At 58.0% G+C, this 16,452-nt stretch carries 18 protein-coding genes; 2 read left to right on the top strand and 16 right to left on the bottom strand.

The window, feature by feature from the left end:
• The first annotated feature begins 4 nt into the window (after positions 1–4).
• A complete protein-coding gene (locus tag ACSEMK_RS19840; protein WP_113373229.1) occupies positions 5–472 on the top strand; it encodes a tellurium resistance protein TerW in 468 nt (155 codons plus the stop codon).
• 194 nt (positions 473–666) lie between these two features.
• On the opposite strand, the gene ACSEMK_RS19835 is transcribed toward ACSEMK_RS19840, so the two are convergent.
• The 16 genes from ACSEMK_RS19835 to paaA all read right to left on the bottom strand — a co-directional run bounded on the left by ACSEMK_RS19835 (position 667) and on the right by paaA (position 14,100).
• Positions 667–1,308 carry a lysophospholipid acyltransferase family protein gene (locus ACSEMK_RS19835; RefSeq protein ID WP_430915414.1) on the bottom strand — a complete coding sequence of 214 codons (642 nt, stop codon included), beginning with the start codon at positions 1,306–1,308 and terminating at the stop codon, positions 667–669.
• 4 nt (positions 1,309–1,312) lie between these two features.
• Positions 1,313–2,230 carry a phosphatidate cytidylyltransferase gene (locus tag ACSEMK_RS19830; protein WP_087859467.1) on the bottom strand — a complete coding sequence of 306 codons (918 nt, stop codon included), beginning with the start codon at positions 2,228–2,230 and terminating at the stop codon, positions 1,313–1,315.
• Positions 2,227–2,829, bottom strand: coding sequence for a CDP-alcohol phosphatidyltransferase family protein (locus ACSEMK_RS19825; protein WP_430915381.1), 603 nt, complete (start codon positions 2,827–2,829; stop codon positions 2,227–2,229). The genes ACSEMK_RS19830 and ACSEMK_RS19825 overlap by 4 nt, the downstream gene beginning before the upstream one ends.
• 120 nt (positions 2,830–2,949) lie before the next feature.
• A complete protein-coding gene (gene paaY, locus ACSEMK_RS19820) occupies positions 2,950–3,546 on the bottom strand; it encodes a phenylacetic acid degradation protein PaaY (RefSeq protein WP_113373226.1) in 597 nt (198 codons plus the stop codon).
• Positions 3,547–3,555: 9 nt separating this feature from the next.
• Complete coding sequence (gene paaX / locus ACSEMK_RS19815) at positions 3,556–4,482, bottom strand: phenylacetic acid degradation operon negative regulatory protein PaaX (protein WP_026612287.1); 927 nt, start codon at positions 4,480–4,482, stop codon at positions 3,556–3,558.
• A gap of 99 nt (positions 4,483–4,581) precedes the next feature.
• Entirely contained in the window at positions 4,582–5,898 is a 1,317-nt protein-coding gene (gene paaK, locus ACSEMK_RS19810) for a phenylacetate--CoA ligase PaaK (RefSeq protein WP_004224503.1), read from the bottom strand.
• Between the two features lie 26 nt (positions 5,899–5,924).
• Positions 5,925–7,130, bottom strand: coding sequence for a 3-oxoadipyl-CoA thiolase (gene pcaF / locus ACSEMK_RS19805; protein WP_015366342.1), 1,206 nt, complete (start codon positions 7,128–7,130; stop codon positions 5,925–5,927).
• Positions 7,130–7,552 (bottom strand): hydroxyphenylacetyl-CoA thioesterase PaaI, encoded by a 423-nt coding sequence (paaI, locus tag ACSEMK_RS19800; RefSeq protein WP_023279988.1) that lies wholly within the window; start codon positions 7,550–7,552, stop codon positions 7,130–7,132. The genes pcaF and paaI overlap by 1 nt, the downstream gene beginning before the upstream one ends.
• Complete coding sequence (locus tag ACSEMK_RS19795; RefSeq protein ID WP_430915379.1) at positions 7,542–8,963, bottom strand: 3-hydroxyacyl-CoA dehydrogenase; 1,422 nt, start codon at positions 8,961–8,963, stop codon at positions 7,542–7,544. The genes paaI and ACSEMK_RS19795 overlap by 11 nt, the downstream gene beginning before the upstream one ends.
• A gap of 3 nt (positions 8,964–8,966) precedes the next feature.
• A complete protein-coding gene (gene paaG, locus ACSEMK_RS19790) occupies positions 8,967–9,755 on the bottom strand; it encodes a 2-(1,2-epoxy-1,2-dihydrophenyl)acetyl-CoA isomerase PaaG (RefSeq protein ID WP_032711767.1) in 789 nt (262 codons plus the stop codon).
• A 2-nt stretch (positions 9,756–9,757) separates the two neighbouring features.
• On the bottom strand, positions 9,758–10,525 hold the full coding sequence (gene paaF / locus ACSEMK_RS19785; RefSeq protein ID WP_430915377.1) for a 2,3-dehydroadipyl-CoA hydratase PaaF: 768 nt from the start codon (positions 10,523–10,525) through the stop codon (positions 9,758–9,760).
• Positions 10,522–11,592 (bottom strand): 1,2-phenylacetyl-CoA epoxidase subunit PaaE, encoded by a 1,071-nt coding sequence (paaE, locus tag ACSEMK_RS19780; RefSeq protein ID WP_316424019.1) that lies wholly within the window; start codon positions 11,590–11,592, stop codon positions 10,522–10,524. Before paaE ends, paaF begins: the two co-directional genes overlap by 4 nt.
• A gap of 7 nt (positions 11,593–11,599) precedes the next feature.
• Positions 11,600–12,097 carry a 1,2-phenylacetyl-CoA epoxidase subunit PaaD gene (paaD, locus tag ACSEMK_RS19775; protein WP_136026575.1) on the bottom strand — a complete coding sequence of 166 codons (498 nt, stop codon included), beginning with the start codon at positions 12,095–12,097 and terminating at the stop codon, positions 11,600–11,602.
• 11 nt (positions 12,098–12,108) lie between these two features.
• Positions 12,109–12,864, bottom strand: a complete 756-nt coding sequence (paaC, locus tag ACSEMK_RS19770) for a 1,2-phenylacetyl-CoA epoxidase subunit PaaC (protein WP_411324992.1) — start codon at positions 12,862–12,864, stop codon at positions 12,109–12,111.
• 7 nt (positions 12,865–12,871) lie between these two features.
• Positions 12,872–13,159 (bottom strand): 1,2-phenylacetyl-CoA epoxidase subunit PaaB, encoded by a 288-nt coding sequence (gene paaB, locus ACSEMK_RS19765; RefSeq protein ID WP_004224492.1) that lies wholly within the window; start codon positions 13,157–13,159, stop codon positions 12,872–12,874.
• A gap of 11 nt (positions 13,160–13,170) precedes the next feature.
• Positions 13,171–14,100 (bottom strand): 1,2-phenylacetyl-CoA epoxidase subunit PaaA, encoded by a 930-nt coding sequence (paaA, locus tag ACSEMK_RS19760; protein WP_025713674.1) that lies wholly within the window; start codon positions 14,098–14,100, stop codon positions 13,171–13,173.
• Between the two features lie 286 nt (positions 14,101–14,386).
• Here paaA and paaZ point away from each other — a divergent pair, with 286 nt between their 5' ends.
• Positions 14,387–16,432: a phenylacetic acid degradation bifunctional protein PaaZ gene (gene paaZ / locus ACSEMK_RS19755; protein ID WP_430915376.1), complete on the top strand. Its 2,046-nt coding sequence runs from the start codon at positions 14,387–14,389 to the stop codon at positions 16,430–16,432.
• The last annotated feature ends 20 nt before the right edge of the window (positions 16,433–16,452 follow it).

The raw sequence follows: 16,452 nt of genomic DNA, 5'->3' as shown, positions 1-16,452 counted from the left end.
CAGGATGAGATTAAATAGTAAACAAGAGCGCATTTTTAAACTGGCGCTGATTCTCGGCAACGGGCAACCGGTCCCCTCAACGGAACTGCTGGAAAAGCTAGGTTGTTCGGATCCAACGTTATCAAGAACGCTGAAAACGTTGCGTGATACCTATGCGGCGGAAATAAAATACAGTAAAGCCGCCCATACCTATCAACTTGTCGCTAGTGGCTCCTTGACTAAGGAGATGATGGAGCGAATGGCAGAAGCGATCCGTGTCAATAGCGACCTTAAAATGCCGATGACTTCGGGTAAAGTCGTATTGAATAAGGATCAAAAAACGGCTATTTCGCTGTCGGTTAAACGCTCGGTGCTACGTAAACTGGACCGTCTGGCCTGCCTGGCGATGCTTACCCGTAGCGGCGCGGTAGAGATGCTGGCGCAAAAGTTTATTGATGAATTAATTGATTCATTTTACAACCAAAAGCGCTGATTATATCGTTCGCCGCCCTATGTCCGGGCGGCAACAAACATCCACTTGAGCTGTCACGCTATCAATCCCCTTATCTCAATTTAGCCACTCTATATCTGCAGTCAGGTAGCGCCGGGAATCGTACCGGCCAGCAACAGTAATATGAAGCCGTAACGTCGCGGGTGGCAACGGTACGTTCTTACGCCACGCGGGGCTCAGCCATGCGGTTCTTCTCCATTAAAGGAAGCGCTGAGCAACAGTAACTGCCGCTCTATATGGTCTTTAAACTGCTGTTTATCCGGATGGAAATATAACGGCTCGCCAATATTGACGTCGATGAACAGGGGTAAAGGAATGCGGTTGCCTTTAGCCATCACCCGTTCGGTACCTTTGAGCCCTATAGGGATAATAGCGACCTGCGGCAAACTTTGGCTGAGATACCAAAGCCCTGATTTTATCGGCGTTATCACTCCCGGTTGTCCGCGGGTACCTTCAGGAAAAAGGATCAGGATTTGTTCATCACGTAGCGCTTGTTCACAGGCCGCTAACGGATTTTTCCCCTGCCCGCGGCGCGCTACGGGAATAATATTCAGTACATTCAGGGTGAACCAGGCCAGCGCTTTATTACGTAAAAAATAGTCCGCCGCCGCCACTGGATGAACTTGTCTCTGCGTTCGCAACGAAAATAGCGCCAGCAGCGCGAACACATCCATATGGCTGTTATGATTAGCCACCACGATCGCCGGCCCCTTTTCCGGCAGGCGCTCACGATGTTTCACCCGCAGCCCTAGCCACAGCCAGGCTAATGGCCAGATAACCAGTATCGCAAACAGCATTCTAAAGCCATTTTTTAGCATCATGTCAGTAGCAGGAATAACGAATAAAATGGAAGAATACCGGCGCGGTAAAGATAAGAGAGTCCAGCCGGTCAAGAATGCCGCCGTGGCCCGGCAGCAAGGTACCGCTGTCTTTCACCCCAATATCGCGTTTCACCGCCGACATCACCACATCTCCGCAGAAACCCGCGCTGCCGATCATCGCGCCCGCCAATAACGACATCTGCCAGTTAAGCGGCGTCATTATCGGCCCCAGCAGCCATGCGGCCAGCGTGGTGCAGCCAATACCGCCAAGCAACCCGGCCAGGGTCTTATTTGGGCTCACGGTTGGCGTGATTTTGATCCGCCCCAATGATTTACCCCAAAGATACTGCGCAATGTCGTTGAATTCGGTTAAGCCCACCAGAAACAGCACCAGCAGCGCGCCGGTTTGCTGGCCGTTGGTTGGCAACACCAGCAAAGAAGCCACGTGGCTAAAAGCGAAGACGGTGGTCATCAGCCCCCAATGGTGCTGCGCGGCGCTATGTAAAAACCCCCGGGTATCACCCGCCAGAACCATTCTCGCAGGCAGGAATAAAAAGGCGTACACCGGAATGAAAATGATATACAGACCGTACCAGCCAATACTGATTAGCCAATAGTTGATGGGGATGGCGATGAACATCCACAGTACGGGCATGCGGTCAGCCTGTCGGGAGGGCACCAGAGTCAAGAACTCTTTCAGCGCCATAAAGCTGACCAGCGCGAAAAAGGTCAGCGCCAACCAGCGCGGGCTGAGCAACGCCAGCGAAAAAAGGACGATAATCACCCACCAGGTGTGGATCCGTAAGGTCAACTCACGCCAGTTTTTCTCAGGCTTCCGCCAGCGCAGCAGACCATCCACCGCTGTCGCCAATAGCAATAGCAAAAAGATAACCGCCAGAGAACGCAGCAATAGCGTCATGCCCTGGCTCCGGGCAGAACGCTGGAACAGCGGTTGATAATGGTCCAGATAAGCAGCAAGGTAACGAGCCCCCACAGCATATTGCTCCATACCGCCACGTCCGGCCACAGGTTCAATGCTATCCCCCAACCGCCAAACACCATAGCGCGATCGCTTTTCCCCATCGGCCCGGCGTAACTACGCACGCCGCCAATCGCCTGCGTCAGCACTCCGGCAAACTCACTGAGAACCGTACAAAGCAGCATTGTTAACACCAGCGTCGGATGGCTACCGGGAAGCAATAAAAAAGGAAGATATAACGCAACATCGGAGATCACGTCGCCAAATTCGTTGAGCACCGCGCCGAGTCGGGACTGCTGACGACACTCTCGGGCCAGCATGCCATCAAGCGCATTCAGCGCCATACGGATAAACAGAACGACTGGAAGTATCCAGTAAAGAGTGTAATGCGGAAAGATCGCCAGGACTAAGCCGGTCAGAACGGATAATAACAAGGCGGCGAGCGTCACATGATTGGCGGTGACCGCTCGCTTCGCCAACCAGAACATGATTGGCCGCAGCAGCGCCTGAAACGCAGGCTTCACGCTGTAAAGCGTCATTGTCGATCCTCGATAAAGTCAAAGGACCATATTGCGCTTAGCCGCTGCGTGACAAAAGACGGCAAAGTAAAATTCAGAATCCGTTAATATTCAACAAGCTAATAAAAAAATTAATAACATTCAGCTCGACGATTTTGGCCGCAGGTTTTCGTCAAATTCCAGACGCTTGCGCCCGGCCTCCATCTCTTTTAATGGCTCCACCTGATGTAGCGTCTGCTTACAGCGTTCGACCAGCACCTGGTATTCACGGGTACCGTGTTTTTTCCACTCCAGCTCCTGTTCGCTCAGCGTACGAATCGCTTTTGCCGGGCTGCCGATGATCAAATGGTTAGCAGGCATTTCCGCTTTCGCTTTTACGAAAGCAGAAGCGCCGACAATACTATTTTCGCCAATTACCGCCCCGTCGATAATCACCGCGCTCATTCCCACCAGCGCGTTGCGGCCAATCACACAGCCGTGCAGGATGGCGCCGTGGCCGATGTGACCGTCCTCTTCCACCACGGTATCCTGACCGGGGAAGCCGTGCATGACGCAGTTATCCTGAATATTGGCTCCGTCTTTTACTACAATACGGCCGAAGTCGCCGCGCAGGCTGGCATTAGGCCCAACATAGACCCCTTTTCCCAGGATCACGTCGCCAATGAGTACCGCCGTCGGATGAACATAGCTCTCATCCGGCACCACTGGCGTAAGCCCATCAATCTGATAAATCGGCATGCAACCTCCTTAAACGCCCGGCAAACCGCCAAAGCGTTGAAAATAAAGCGGTCCCGGCGCGGGAAGCTCGCCAACCGAGCTTTCACCTTTCTCGCCGACAAACGCCAGCGCGCCGGGCGTCACGCGTTGATAAATATTGATGCACAGCTGCCGCGCGGTTTGCCCGGCCCAGTGTGCGGGAAGCAGCTCTTCCGGCAGCAGCGGGTCTTTAAGCACCACCCGGCGATAGAAATGGATAAGGAGCAGTTGGATCTGGAAACAGCGCTCCGGCGTCAATTCTGACGGTTCGCTGTCGCGCAGCAGCGGCAGTAACGGTCGGAACAATGCGATAAACGCCTCGTACATCTCATTTTGTTCGGTGAGATGCCAGCACTCCTCTACGCGGTCGCGCAGCGCCGCCCTTGAGAGCGCCAGCGGCGAATGGGCTTCAAAACAGATGACGTTTTCGGCAACGCCCGCTTCATGTAGCAGCGATTGGACATCGGCCAGTTTTTGCGACGGCGAGGCCAGCAGGCTCGGCGCCAGCGCGCCAAATCCCTGCCATAGCAGTTGCTTTTTGACTTCCGCCAGAACCGTTTTTTCTAATCCTTCCGACAGTAGCAGCAGCCAGGTTCCGTCCCATTCGGGAGCGTTCGCCCGATAAATTTTATGTTCCGCGCGCCGGGTCAGACGTAGTCCTTTATCGCTCAGGCGATAAAAGCTGCGCCGGCCGATACGCACGACATCTAGCCACTCTTCTTTATTGAGGCGAAATAGCGCGGTGCGTACAAAGCGCTCGCCGAAACCTAATCCTTCCAGCAGCGCCGCGACGCTACCCAACCACACTTCCCCACCGCGTTGTAATAAGGCGTCGCCATACAGCGAGGCAATCAAGGAGGTACCGCTAATCGGCATCGCCGTTACAGCTTGTTGAATAAAGGCGTCGAGTTTACTCATCTGATTCATTCTGTTGTTATATTTTTCCTTTATGAATCATAGCACAGGAAATTCCCGGCTTACGGCGTAAAGGCCTCAGCCGGGTTACCGGGGAGAGAATTAACCGCTAACCACCGCTTTACGCAGGTCGAATACCCGACAGGCTTTCCCTTCAGAGCGAGGAATGCTGCCGCAGTTGACGATAGTAATATCGGTGGAGATCCCGACCATCGACTTAATACGGTGACGCAACTGATGGCAAATCTGGCAGCGTTGTTCATGACTTAACGCCAGCCCGCTCTCTTTCAGCTCAACGCGTACCGCCAGCGAATCAAGATGACCGCGGCGATTGACCTCTAACTGATAGTGCGGCGCCAGGTGTTCAAACTTGAGGATCTCCTCTTCCAGCTGCGAGGGGAAGACGTTAACCCCGCGGATAATCAACATATCGTCGCTGCGTCCACTGATGCGATCCATGCGGCGCATGGTCCGCGCGGTTCCCGGCAGCAGGCGCGTCAGGTCGCGGGTACGATAGCGGATCACCGGCAGCGCTTCTTTGGTCAACGTGGTAAACAACAGTTCGCCATGCTCGCCATCCTCCAGCGGCGTACCGTCGTCCGGGTTGACGATTTCCGGGAAGAAGTGGTCTTCCCAGATGGTCGGGCCATCAACGGTTTCCAGACACTCCATCGCCACCCCCGGCCCCATCACCTCTGACAGACCGTAAATATCCAGCGCGGTGATCCCCAGGCGGCGCTCGATTTCCGCGCGCATCGCCAGCGTCCACGGCTCGGCGCCAAACACGCCGACCCGCAATGAACAGCCGCGGGCATCGCCGCCCATCTGGCGTTCCAGCTCTTCAATCAGATTCAGGCAGTAGGACGGCGTCACCATGATCATATCCGGCTGGAAGTCGCGGATCAGCTGCGCCTGTTTTTCGGTCTGTCCGCCGGACATCGGGATCACCGTCGCGCCTAAACGCTCCGCGCCGTAGTGCGCGCCAAGGCCGCCGGTAAACAGGCCGTAGCCGTAGGCGACGTGAATTTTATCTTTCGCTGAACCTCCGGCCGCACGCAGCGAACGGGCGACAATATTGGCCCAGTTATCAATATCGTTTTGCGTATAACCTACCACCGTCGGTTTGCCGGTGGTGCCGGAAGAGGCGTGAATGCGCACCACCTGCTCCATCGGCACCGCAAAGGTATCGAAGGGATAGTTGTCGCGCAGATCTTGTTTAGTGGTACAGGGGAATTTTTTCAGATCGTTTAATTCCCGAAAATCGTCAGGGTGCACGCCGGCGGCGTCGAATTTGCGGCGATACATCGGCACATTTTCATACGCATGCTTGAGCGTCCATTTCAGGCGCTGGGTTTGCAGGGCCTGCAGTTCATCACGCGATGCGGTTTCAATCGGATCTAATTTTGTAGTAGTTATCATTGTAGGGTACTCGCAGGTAAATTAGCTCACACTCGCTCGAGGATCATGGCAATGCCCTGACCCACGCCAATACACATCGTACACAGCGCATAACGCCCGCCCCGGCGTTGCAGCTCAAGGCTGGCGCTCAGCGCCAGCCGCGCGCCGCTCATGCCCAGCGGATGGCCTAACGCGATGGCGCCGCCGTTGGGGTTCACGTGTGCCGCATCATCCGGCACGCCGAGTTGTCTGAGCACCCCCAGCGCCTGCGCGGCGAAGGCCTCATTCAGCTCAATCAGGTCCATATCGTTAATATTGAGCCCGGCTCGCTCCAGCACTTTACGCACTGCCGGTACCGGCCCCAGGCCCATCAGGCGCGGCTCAACACCCGCCGTCGCCATCGCCACAATACGCGCGCGCGGCGTGAGCCCCTGTACGCTGGCCTGCTGTTCACTGGCGATAATCAGCGCCGCTGCGCCATCGTTAACGCCGGATGCATTTCCAGCCGTAATGACTCCGCCTTTCCGGAACGGCGCTTTTAATAGCGCGAGTTGCTCAAGCGTGGTTTCCGGTCGAGGATGCTCATCATCGCGTACCGCGCTGACCGCTCCTTTCTTGCCGATGATCTGCACCGGCACGATTTCCTGCGCCAGAATGCCGTCGCGCTGGGCCTGCGCCGTGCGCTGTTGGCTGCGCCAGGCGAAAGCGTCCTGATCGGCTCGGCTAATATTTAACAATTCAGCTACATTCTCTGCCGTTTCCGGCATGCTGTCAGTTCCGAATTGTTGCGCCATGAGCGGGTTCACAAAACGCCAGCCAATCGTGGTATCAAAGAGTTCCGCCTGACGCTGGTACGGCGTGCTGGCTTTTCCCATCACGAATGGCGCGCGCGACATCGATTCGACGCCGCCGGCAATCAACAGATCGGCATCGCCGGCTTTGATCGCCCTGGCGGCAAAACCGATCGCATCCAGACCCGATCCGCACAAGCGGTTAATCGTGGTGCCCGGCACGGTATGCGGATAACCGGCCAATAGCGTCGCCATATGCGCCACGTTGCGGTTATCTTCACCGGCCTGGTTAGCACAACCGAAAATCACATCATCAATCGCTGCCGGGTCGAGCCCGGGGTTACGGCTCAGCAGCTCACGCAGCGGGATCGCCGCCAGATCGTCGGCGCGGACGCCGGCCAGCGCTCCGCCGTAGCGGCCAATCGGCGTGCGGATCCCGTCACAAATAAAGGCGTCGCGCATTACACTTCTCCCGTGATTGTGCCGCCGATGCGGTGCGATTTGCCGCGGAACAGGGCCACAATCTTTTGCTGTTGATTAACAATTTCGATGTCGTAGACGCCGGTCAGCTTGCCCTGCTGTTTGACTCTGGCGGTGGCGACCAGCCTGTCGCCTGCAAACGCCGGACGAAGAAAATCAATGCTCGCCGCCGAGGCCACCGCCGCCAGCCCCTGGCTGTTACAGGCGTATGCGAAAGCGGTATCGGCAAGCGTAAATAGCTGACCGCCGTGACAGGTTTGATGGCCGTTAAGCATGTCCGCCGAGACGGTCATGCTCATCTGCGCAAAACCGTCGTCCATTTCGATAAGTTCGATCCCCATCTTTCTGGCGCAGGTATCTTTTTCGTACATCACGCGCGCGTTGCGCCACGGATCATTGCTCATGGTGCTTCTCCATCAGCGCCTTCTGGCGCAACAGGGAACTGGGGCGATAGCGCTCCTCGCCATAATGGTGTTGCAGGTTCTCCAGCAGTTGCAGCACCCGCCGCCAGCCAAGGCTTTCTCCCCACGCCAGCGGGCCTCGCGGATAGTTGACGCCAAGCCGCATCGCTGTATCGATGTCTTGCGCGCTCGCAATCCCTTTTTGCACCGCATCAAGCGCTTCGTTAATCAGCATCGCCACCGTGCGCCACACTAGCAAGCCGGGATAGTCGGCAATACGCAGGACTTTCTTGCCCTGCTGTTGGAAGTAATGCACGGCCTTATCAGTGGCCGCAGGCGCGTTGGTGGCTGCTGCGGCCAGCACCACCGTATCGCTGGCGCACAGGTCATAAACCACCACCGGGCGTTTATGCTTAAGGCTCAGCGCCAATGCCGTTTCGCCTTCGGTCTCCAGCAATAAGAGTTCATCGAGTTCTGTGACACTGTCACTTACAACCGTAATAGATTGAACACCAGTAGATACCGGCGGCAGCGCCGCGTCCGGCTGCGTCTCCGCGGGCCAGCGATAGACGCCGTGACCGCTCTTTTTACCCAATCGCCCGGCCAGCGCCAGCTCTTGCTGGAGGAGCGACGGCAAGTAACGGCGGTCCTGCCAGAAGGCGTTAAACACCGAACAGGTCACGGCGAAGTTGACGTCCTGGCCAATCAGGTCAGTCAATGCCAGCGGTCCCATCGGAAAACCGCCGCCGTCACGCAACGCGGCATCAATAACCTCAGGGGCGGCAACCTGCTCTTCCAGCGCGCGCCAGGCCTCGGCGTAGAAGGGACGCGCTACGCGGTTAACGATAAAACCGGGCGTTGAGCGGCAGCGCACCGGCTGTTTCCCCCAGCCGCTTACGCACTGGCACAGCTGCTCTACCACCTCATCAGACGTCTCGAGGCCACTCACTACCTCGACCAGTTTCATCACCGGCGCCGGATTAAAAAAGTGCAGCCCGGCCACCCGCTCCGGGTTTTTGACCCCGGCGGCGATGGCGGTAATCGAAATAGACGAGGTATTACTGGTCAACAGCGTTGACGGCGCGCATATCTCCGCCAGCTGTGCGAACAGCGCCGTTTTGACCTCCAGCCGTTCAGAGGCCGCTTCAATTACTAAATCTGCGTCGGCAAGCGCGGATAAATCGTGGGCCGGATGCAGGCGCGCCAGCAACGCATTGGCCTGCTCTGAGGCCAGTTTGCCGCGCTCGACACGTGATGCCAGACGCCTGGCAATGCCGTCGATCGCCTGAGCGATCGCGGTTGCATTAATATCGAAAATAAGCACCGGATGTCCGGCGGCAGCGGCCACTTCGGCAATACCGGCCCCCATGGTGCCGCTGCCAATCACCGCCACGGTGGCTAAAGATGTTGTCATGGCCTATTTCCCGCTGAACTGTGGTGGCCGTTTGGCCAGAAACGCGCTGACCCCTTCGCGGTAATCATCGCTGCGCCCGGCCAGGCGCTGATAATCGCGCTCAAGATCCAGCTGCGCATCGAGACTGTTGGTTTCAGACGCCAGCAGCGCCTTTTTAATCAGCCCAAGACCAAACGTCGGTTGCGCCGCCAGATGGCGCGCCAGCTGCAGACTGGTATCCGCCAGTTCTGAATCGTCCACCAGTTGCCAGATAATCCCCCACTGTGCGGCCTGTTCCGCGCTGAGGCTATCGCCCAACAGCGCCAGCCCCATCGCGCGCGCACGGCCGGCCACCCGCGGCAGGAACCAGCTGCCGCCGCAGTCCGGCACCAGGCCGAGCTTGCTGAACGCCATCACAAATTTGGCTGAACGCGCGGCCAGCACGATATCGCAGCCCAGCGCCAGGGTAGCGCCCGCGCCGGCGGCAACGCCGTTGACCGCGCAGATAACCGGCTTCGGCAGCGCCGCCAGACGGCGTACCAGCGGGTTATAAAAACGTTCTACCGACAGGCCGAGATCCGGCGGCGGGCCGCTGGGGTCGACATTGCGGTCGTTCAAATCCTGGCCGGCGCAAAAGCCGCGACCAGCGCCGGTGATCAGCAAGCAGCGCACGCCGTCATCACGCTCGGCCTGCTTCAGACATTCCGCCAGCTGTTGATGCATCAGATCGTTAAAACTGTTTAGGCGGTCCGGGCGATTGAGGGTAATGGTCATGACGCCCTGTTCCACTGCGCTGAGAATGAAAGCTTCCACGATTAGCGTCCTTTAAATTCCGGTGTACGTTTTTGTAAGAAGGCGTCGATGCCTTCGCGACGGTCCTCGGTAGCGCTCAGCAGGCTAAACAGCTGGCGCTCCTGTTGCAGACCAGCCTGCAGGCTGACTTCCTGCGACAGGCGCAGCGACTGTTTTGCCGCCCGTAGCGCCAGCGGCGAATGGCGGGCAATGGTGGTTGCCAGTTTCAGGGCATACTCATCGGTTAACGCCGCCGGATGGATATCGCTAACCAGCCCGGCCTGCTGCGCCTGGCGGGCGTCAATACTCTCACCGCTCAGCACCATCCGGCTGGCCAACGCCTTGCCAACGCTGCGGATCAGACGCTGGGTGCCGCCCGCGCCCGGCATAATGCCGAGGGTAATTTCCGGCAGGCCAAAGCGGGCATTGTCACCGGCAACAATCAGGTCACACTGCAGGGCCAACTCGCAGCCGGCGCCAAGCGCGTAGCCGTTGACCGAAGCGATGAGCGGTTTAGTGAAAGCATCGATACGCGCCCACAACCGCGGGCGAACATCATCAAGGGTGGCTGGCAGATCTTTTTCCGCCATCTCGTTGAGATCGGCCCCGGCGGCGAAAAAACGCGCGTTACCGCTGATAACGCATACGCCGACGCTGTCATCAATTGACGCCGCCTCCAGCACCTCGGCAATCTGGGTTAAGAGGACATTGTTCAGTGCGTTGCGGGCCTGCGGGCGGTTCAGCGTCAGCTGTAGCACCCGGCCATGACGGTGGATCAGCAGGTCACTCATGCCATCCCCCGCGCGTCAAAGTCGACCACCACATCGCCGCTGGTTGGCAGCGACTGGCAGCTCAGCACGTAACCCGCCGCCAGCTCGTCCGCTTCCAGGCTGTAATTGGCGGCCATCGCCACTTCACCGCGTAGCACTTTGCATTTACAGGTAGCGCATACCCCGCCCTTACAGGCGAACGGCAGATCGGCGCCCTGACGCAATGCGGCATCCAGGATGCTGTCGTCTTCGGCGCTGAGGGCGATAAGCCGATCGCGCCCGTCCTGACGGATGGTCACCGTGCGCCCTTCCGCCTGCACACCGGCAGCGCGCTTCACATTGCCGCCTGGCGTATTGAAGCGTTCGAGATGAATGGACTTCTCCGGCACGCCAAGTTCGCGCAGCGTCGTTTCTGCCTCATCCATCATCACCGCCGGACCGCAGATAAAGGCCTCGTCGAAACGGCTAAAATCCAGCAGATGGTCAGCGAGCTGGCGCAGTTTGTCGCCGTCAATGCGGCCCTGTAGCAGATCGCTGTCCATCGACTCCTGGCTAAACAGATGTATCACCTGCAGGCGCTGCGGATAGCGGTCTTTTAAATCGGCCAGCGCCTGGCGGAACATCATGCTATGGCTGCTGCGGTTACCGTAGATCAGCGTGAAGCGGCTTTGCGGCTCGGTCGCCAGCGTCGCGCTAATGATAGCCATCATCGGCGTGATCCCGGAACCGGCGGCAATCGCCAGATATTCACCCTGCCGTTCAGCCTGCGGTTGATAACCGAAATGCCCCTGCGGCACCATCACCTCCAGCTCCATACCCTGCTGGATATCGTGCTGGGCGTAGCGCGAGAAGCGCCCGCCATCGATGGCCTTGACCGCGACGCTAATTTCCCCTGGCGTGCGGCTGCGACAAATGGAATAACAGCGGCGCAGTTCTTCGCCGCCCAGACGGGCTTTTAGCGTCAGATGCTGGCCCGGTCGAAAGCAGTACTCCGCCTGCAGGGCTTGCGGAATCGCAAAAGTGATGGTCACCGCATCGCGGGTTTCCGGCTCGACTCTCGCCACCTTAAGCGAATGGAACGTCGTCATGGCAACCTCAAATACATTTAAAGTAATCAAAAGGTTCGCGGCAGCTGTCGCAGCGATAGAGCGCTTTACAGGCCGTGGAACCGAATTCGCTAATCAGCGAGGTATGGGTGCTGCCGCAGCGCGGACAGCTCACCTCAGCGGGCATGTCCGCATGGCAGGCGTGCCCCTGGGGCGGGCTGATGCCGTACTGGCGCAGGCGCTCGCGGGCATCCTGACTCATCCAGTCGGTGGTCCACGGCGGATCCAGCTGCAGGACGATATGTACCGGCACAAAGCCATGCTCGCTCATGACCGTACGGATCTCGCCCAGCAGATGCTCCGTCGCCGGACAGCCCGAATAGGTCGGGGTAAAGCCAATCACCCAGCCGTCGCCGTGGCGCGCGACGCTGCGCACCATTCCGAGGTCGGTGATGGTGAGTACCGGCACTTCCGGATCCGGGATCGCGCTTAATAATCCCCAGATGGTGCGAACCTCTGCAGGAGCGATATCGGCAAGACGTTGCATAGTCACCTCACTTACCACTGCAGTCCGGGATGCGAACGCTGCAGATACTGCATCTCCGCCAGCAGCGGGCCGAGATGTTCACTGTGCAGCCCCTGTTTGCCACCGCTGCGGAAGGCAGCTTCCTGCGGGATTTGTAAGCCGGAGTCAAGCAGCGCGGTTTGCACAATGCTCTGCCATTCGGCCTGCAGTTCACGCGGATCAACCGCAATGCCCTGCTCAACCAGGCTGAGCTCCACTTCATCAGCCAGGAACAGTTCGCCGGTGAAGCGCCACAGATTGTCGACCGCCTGTTGCATTTTGCGGTTTGATATCTCGGTGCCGTTACCCAGTCGCTCCAGCCAGCCGCGGCTAAAACGCTGGTGGTAACGCACCTCTTTCAGCCCTTTAGCGGCAATGGCCGCCAGCTGCGTATCGCGGCTGTTCACCAGGCGGCTGAACAGGGCGACGTGCCAGACGTCGATAAAGAACTGGCGGGCGATAGTGTCGGCAAAATTGCCGTTTGGCTGCTCCACCAGCAGCAGGTTGCTGAACTGGCGCTCATCGCGGCCAAAGGCCAGCGTATCTTCGTCGCCGCAGCCGTTAAGCTCGGCGGCATAGCTTAAAAAATTGCGCGCCTGTCCGAGCAGGTCGAGGCCGATGTTGGCCAGCGCAAGATCGATCTCGAGCTCGGGCGCATGGCCGCACCAGGCGCCTAAACGCTGGGCCAGAACCAGACCATTGTCGCCAAGGCGCAGGGCGTAGGTGGCTACGGGGTTAGGGTTATTCATCGCCGCCTCACATATGTTCCATGCCGTCCGGCACGGTATAAAAAGTCGGATGACGGTAGACTTTGCTTTCCGCCGGGTCGAAGAATTCGCCGCGTTCTTCCGGCTGCGAAGCAACGATTTCGCTGGCCTTCACCACCCAAATTGAGCAGCCTTCGCTGCGGCGGGTATAGGCATCACGGGCATTCTCCAGCGCCATTTGATCATCGGCAGCGTGCAGACTGCCGACGTGACGATGGGATAACCCCTGTTTGCTGCGAACGAACACTTCATATAACGGCCAGTAAACTTTGCTCATGTTGTCTCTCCTCATGCCGCGCTGCGGGCCTGCTGTTTTTGCGCATGGGCCAGCGCGGCTTCGCGCACCCATTCGCCCTCTTCCCAGGCCTTACGCTTGGCGGCCAGCCGCTCGTGGTTGCAAATGCCACGGCCGCTAATCACCTCGTTAAATTCCTGCCAGTCGATTTCGCCGAAGCGGTAGTGGCCGCTGGCTTCATCAAAGCGCAAATCCGGGTCCGGTACGGTCATACCGAGGATCTCTACCTGCGGCACGGTGTTATCGACGAAGCGCTGACGTAGCTCGTCGTTGGAGTGCAGTTTGATTTTCCACGCCATGCTGCGGGCGCTGTTCGGCGAGTTGTCATCGTTAGGGCCAAACATCATCAGCGCCGGCCACCAGAAGCGGTTAATGGCGTCCTGCAGCATCTGCCGCTGCGCGTCATTACCCTGCGCCAGCGCCATGCAGGCTTCAAATCCCTGGCGCTGGTGAAAGCTCTCTTCTTTGCAGATTTTGACCATCGCCCGGGCATAGGGGCCGTAGGAGGTCCGGCACAGCGCCACCTGGTTGACGATGGCCGCGCCATCGACCAGCCAGCCGATCACGCCGATATCGGCCCAGCTGAGGGTCGGGTAGTTAAAAATAGAGGAATATTTCATCTGCCCGTCGAGCATTTTCTGATACAGGTCTTCTCGGGCGCAGCCCAGCGTTTCCGCGGCGCTATAGAGATACAGCCCGTGTCCAGCCTCATCCTGTACCTTAGCCAGCAGGATCGCTTTGCGGCGCAGCGTCGGCGCGCGGGTGATCCAGTTGCCTTCCGGCAGCATGCCGACGATCTCCGAGTGCGCGTGTTGACCTATCTGACGAATCAAGGTCTTACGATAGGCATCCGGCATCCAGTCCTGCGGTTCGATGGCCGTTTCCTGCGCGATGCGCTGGTCAAAGCGTTGTTCTTCTGTCACGTCATCACCTTTATGATTCCGATATTCACAACAAAAACATTTATGTGAATCATTTCGTTTATTGAAGGTTACATATTGGTTAAATAAAACCACAAATTTTGTTTGTTCTTTTTGTGATAACAACCGCAAAACCTTTTGTAAAAAGCAAATAAATCAGAAACATAAACACAACCCCTGATTAACCACCGATCACAATGTTAATAAATTATTAAATTCGGACTTGATTTTTATGATTCATAAAAGAACTATTTATAGATAACACACGTAACATATTTGGAGATTTGCGATGCAGCAGTTAGCCAGCTACTTATCCGGCGCCTGGCAAACCGGCCGGGGCCGCGCCCGTACTATCCATCACGCCATTACCGGCGCGGCGCTTTGGGAGGTGACCAGTGAAGGCCTGGATATGGCGCAGGCGCGCCGCTTCGCGATTGAACGCGGTGGCAAAGCCCTGCAGGCGATGACCTTTATTGAACGCAGCGCGATGCTGAAAGCGGTAGCAAAACGGTTGCTGGAGCAGAAAGACGAGTTCTACGCCATCTCGGCGCAAACCGGCGCCACTCGCGCCGACAGTTGGGTGGATATTGAAGGCGGTATCGGTACTTTGTTCACTTATGCCGGGCTCGGTAGCCGCGAACTGCCGGACGATATTCTGTGGCCGGAAGACGAGCTGATCCCGCTCTCCAAACAAGGCGGTTTTGCCGCACGTCATGTGCTGACATCAAAATCAGGCGTCGCCGTCCATATCAACGCCTTCAACTTCCCCTGCTGGGGAATGCTGGAAAAACTGGCACCCACGTGGCTTGCCGGCATGCCAGCTATCATTAAGCCCGCCACCGCTACCGCCCAGCTCACCCAGGCAATGGTGAAAGCGATTGTCGACAGCGGCCTGGTGCCGGAAGGCGCCATCAGCCTGATTTGCGGCGGCGCGGGCGATCTTCTCGACCATCTCGATAGCCAGGACGTAGTGACCTTTACCGGCTCAGCCGCCACCGGCCAGCAGCTACGGACTCACCCTAACCTGGTGGCCAAATCTATTCCCTTTACCATGGAAGCAGATTCGCTCAACTGCTGCGTATTAGGTGAAGACGTCACGCCGGAGCAACCGGAATTTGCGCTGTTTATTCGGGAAGTGGTCCGCGAGATGACGGCGAAAGCCGGGCAAAAATGTACCGCTATCCGCAGAATCATCGTGCCACTGGCTCAGATTAATGCGGTTAGCGATGCACTGATCTCCCGCCTGCATAAAGTAACCGTCGGTGACCCTGCGCAGGAGGGCATTAAGATGGGGGCCCTGGTTAATAGCGAGCAGCGTCAGGACGTGCAGGATAACGTCAATAAACTGATTGCCGCCGGCTGTGAAGCGCTGCTCGGCGGACAGGCAGATCTTAATGCTGATGGCGCGTTCTTCCCGCCGACCCTGCTGTACTGCCCGCAGCCGGATGAAACGCCAGCGGTTCACGCCATTGAAGCCTTTGGCCCGGTGGCGACGCTGATGCCGTATCGCGACCGCCAGCATGCGCTCACGCTGGCACGCGCCGGCGGCGGTAGCCTGGCCGGTACGCTGGTCACCGCCAGCGGCGAGCTGGCGCGCGAGTTTATCCTTGGCGCCGCGCGCGCGCATGGCCGTATTCAGATTCTGAACGAAGCATCCTCCGCGGAGTCCACCGGTCACGGTTCGCCGCTGCCGCAGCTGGTACACGGCGGCCCCGGCCGTGCTGGCGGCGGAGAAGAGCTCGGCGGACTGCGTTCGGTGAAACACTATATGCAGCGTACCGCGATTCAGGGCAGCCCAACGATGCTGGCGACCATAAGCCAGCAGTGGGTGCGTGGCGCGCAGGTTAGCGAAGACCGCATTCACCCGTTCCGTAAATACTTCGAAGAAATCCAGCCCGGCGACAGTTTACTGACCCCGCGGAGAACCCTGACCGAAGCGGATATCGTTAACTTCGCCTGCCTGAGCGGCGACCATTTCTATGCGCATATGGACAAAATCGCCGCCGCCGAGTCGATTTTCGGCGAGCGGGTGGTTCACGGCTATTTCCTGATCTCCGCAGCGGCCGGGCTATTCGTCGATGCCGGCGTCGGGCCGGTTATCGCCAACTACGGCATGGAAAACCTGCGCTTTATTGAGCCGGTCAAACCGGGAGACACCATTCAGGTTCGTCTGACCTGTAAGCGGAAAACGGTTAAACGTCAGCGCAGCGCCGATGAAAAAGCCACCGGTGTGGTGGAATGGGCAGTCGAGATTTTCAACCAGCATCAGCAGGCGGTGGCGCTGTATTCCATTCTTACCCTGGTGGCGCGCCAGCAGGGAGACTTCCCGGCGTAGTCAACACGCAGGTACCACGC

The sequence above is a fragment of the Klebsiella sp. K-3 genome (assembly GCF_051207495.1).
Lineage (GTDB): Bacteria > Pseudomonadota > Gammaproteobacteria > Enterobacterales > Enterobacteriaceae > Klebsiella > Klebsiella aerogenes.
The sequence above is the reverse complement of the archived record's forward strand: the minus strand, read 5'-3'. Positions and strand labels throughout refer to the sequence as shown.

Excerpts from the sequence above, each read along its gene's own strand:
- ACSEMK_RS19840 (WP_113373229.1), top strand. The coding sequence starts at position 5 with ATGAGATTAAATAGTAAACAAGAGCGCATTTTTAAACTGGCGCTGATT.
- ACSEMK_RS19835 (WP_430915414.1), bottom strand. The coding sequence starts at position 1,308 with ATGCTAAAAAATGGCTTTAGAATGCTGTTTGCGATACTGGTTATCTGG.
- ACSEMK_RS19830 (WP_087859467.1), bottom strand. The coding sequence starts at position 2,230 with ATGACGCTATTGCTGCGTTCTCTGGCGGTTATCTTTTTGCTATTGCTA.
- ACSEMK_RS19825 (WP_430915381.1), bottom strand. The coding sequence starts at position 2,829 with ATGACGCTTTACAGCGTGAAGCCTGCGTTTCAGGCGCTGCTGCGGCCA.
- paaY (WP_113373226.1), bottom strand. The coding sequence starts at position 3,546 with ATGCCGATTTATCAGATTGATGGGCTTACGCCAGTGGTGCCGGATGAG.
- paaX (WP_026612287.1), bottom strand. The coding sequence starts at position 4,482 with ATGAGTAAACTCGACGCCTTTATTCAACAAGCTGTAACGGCGATGCCG.
- paaK (WP_004224503.1), bottom strand. The coding sequence starts at position 5,898 with ATGATAACTACTACAAAATTAGATCCGATTGAAACCGCATCGCGTGAT.
- pcaF (WP_015366342.1), bottom strand. The coding sequence starts at position 7,130 with ATGCGCGACGCCTTTATTTGTGACGGGATCCGCACGCCGATTGGCCGC.
- paaI (WP_023279988.1), bottom strand. The coding sequence starts at position 7,552 with ATGAGCAATGATCCGTGGCGCAACGCGCGCGTGATGTACGAAAAAGAT.
- ACSEMK_RS19795 (WP_430915379.1), bottom strand. The coding sequence starts at position 8,963 with ATGACAACATCTTTAGCCACCGTGGCGGTGATTGGCAGCGGCACCATG.
- paaF (WP_430915377.1), bottom strand. The coding sequence starts at position 10,525 with ATGAGTGACCTGCTGATCCACCGTCATGGCCGGGTGCTACAGCTGACG.
- paaE (WP_316424019.1), bottom strand. The coding sequence starts at position 11,592 with ATGACGACGTTCCATTCGCTTAAGGTGGCGAGAGTCGAGCCGGAAACC.
- paaD (WP_136026575.1), bottom strand. The coding sequence starts at position 12,097 with ATGCAACGTCTTGCCGATATCGCTCCTGCAGAGGTTCGCACCATCTGG.
- paaC (WP_411324992.1), bottom strand. The coding sequence starts at position 12,864 with ATGAATAACCCTAACCCCGTAGCCACCTACGCCCTGCGCCTTGGCGAC.
- paaB (WP_004224492.1), bottom strand. The coding sequence starts at position 13,159 with ATGAGCAAAGTTTACTGGCCGTTATATGAAGTGTTCGTTCGCAGCAAA.
- paaZ (WP_430915376.1), top strand. The coding sequence starts at position 14,387 with ATGCAGCAGTTAGCCAGCTACTTATCCGGCGCCTGGCAAACCGGCCGG.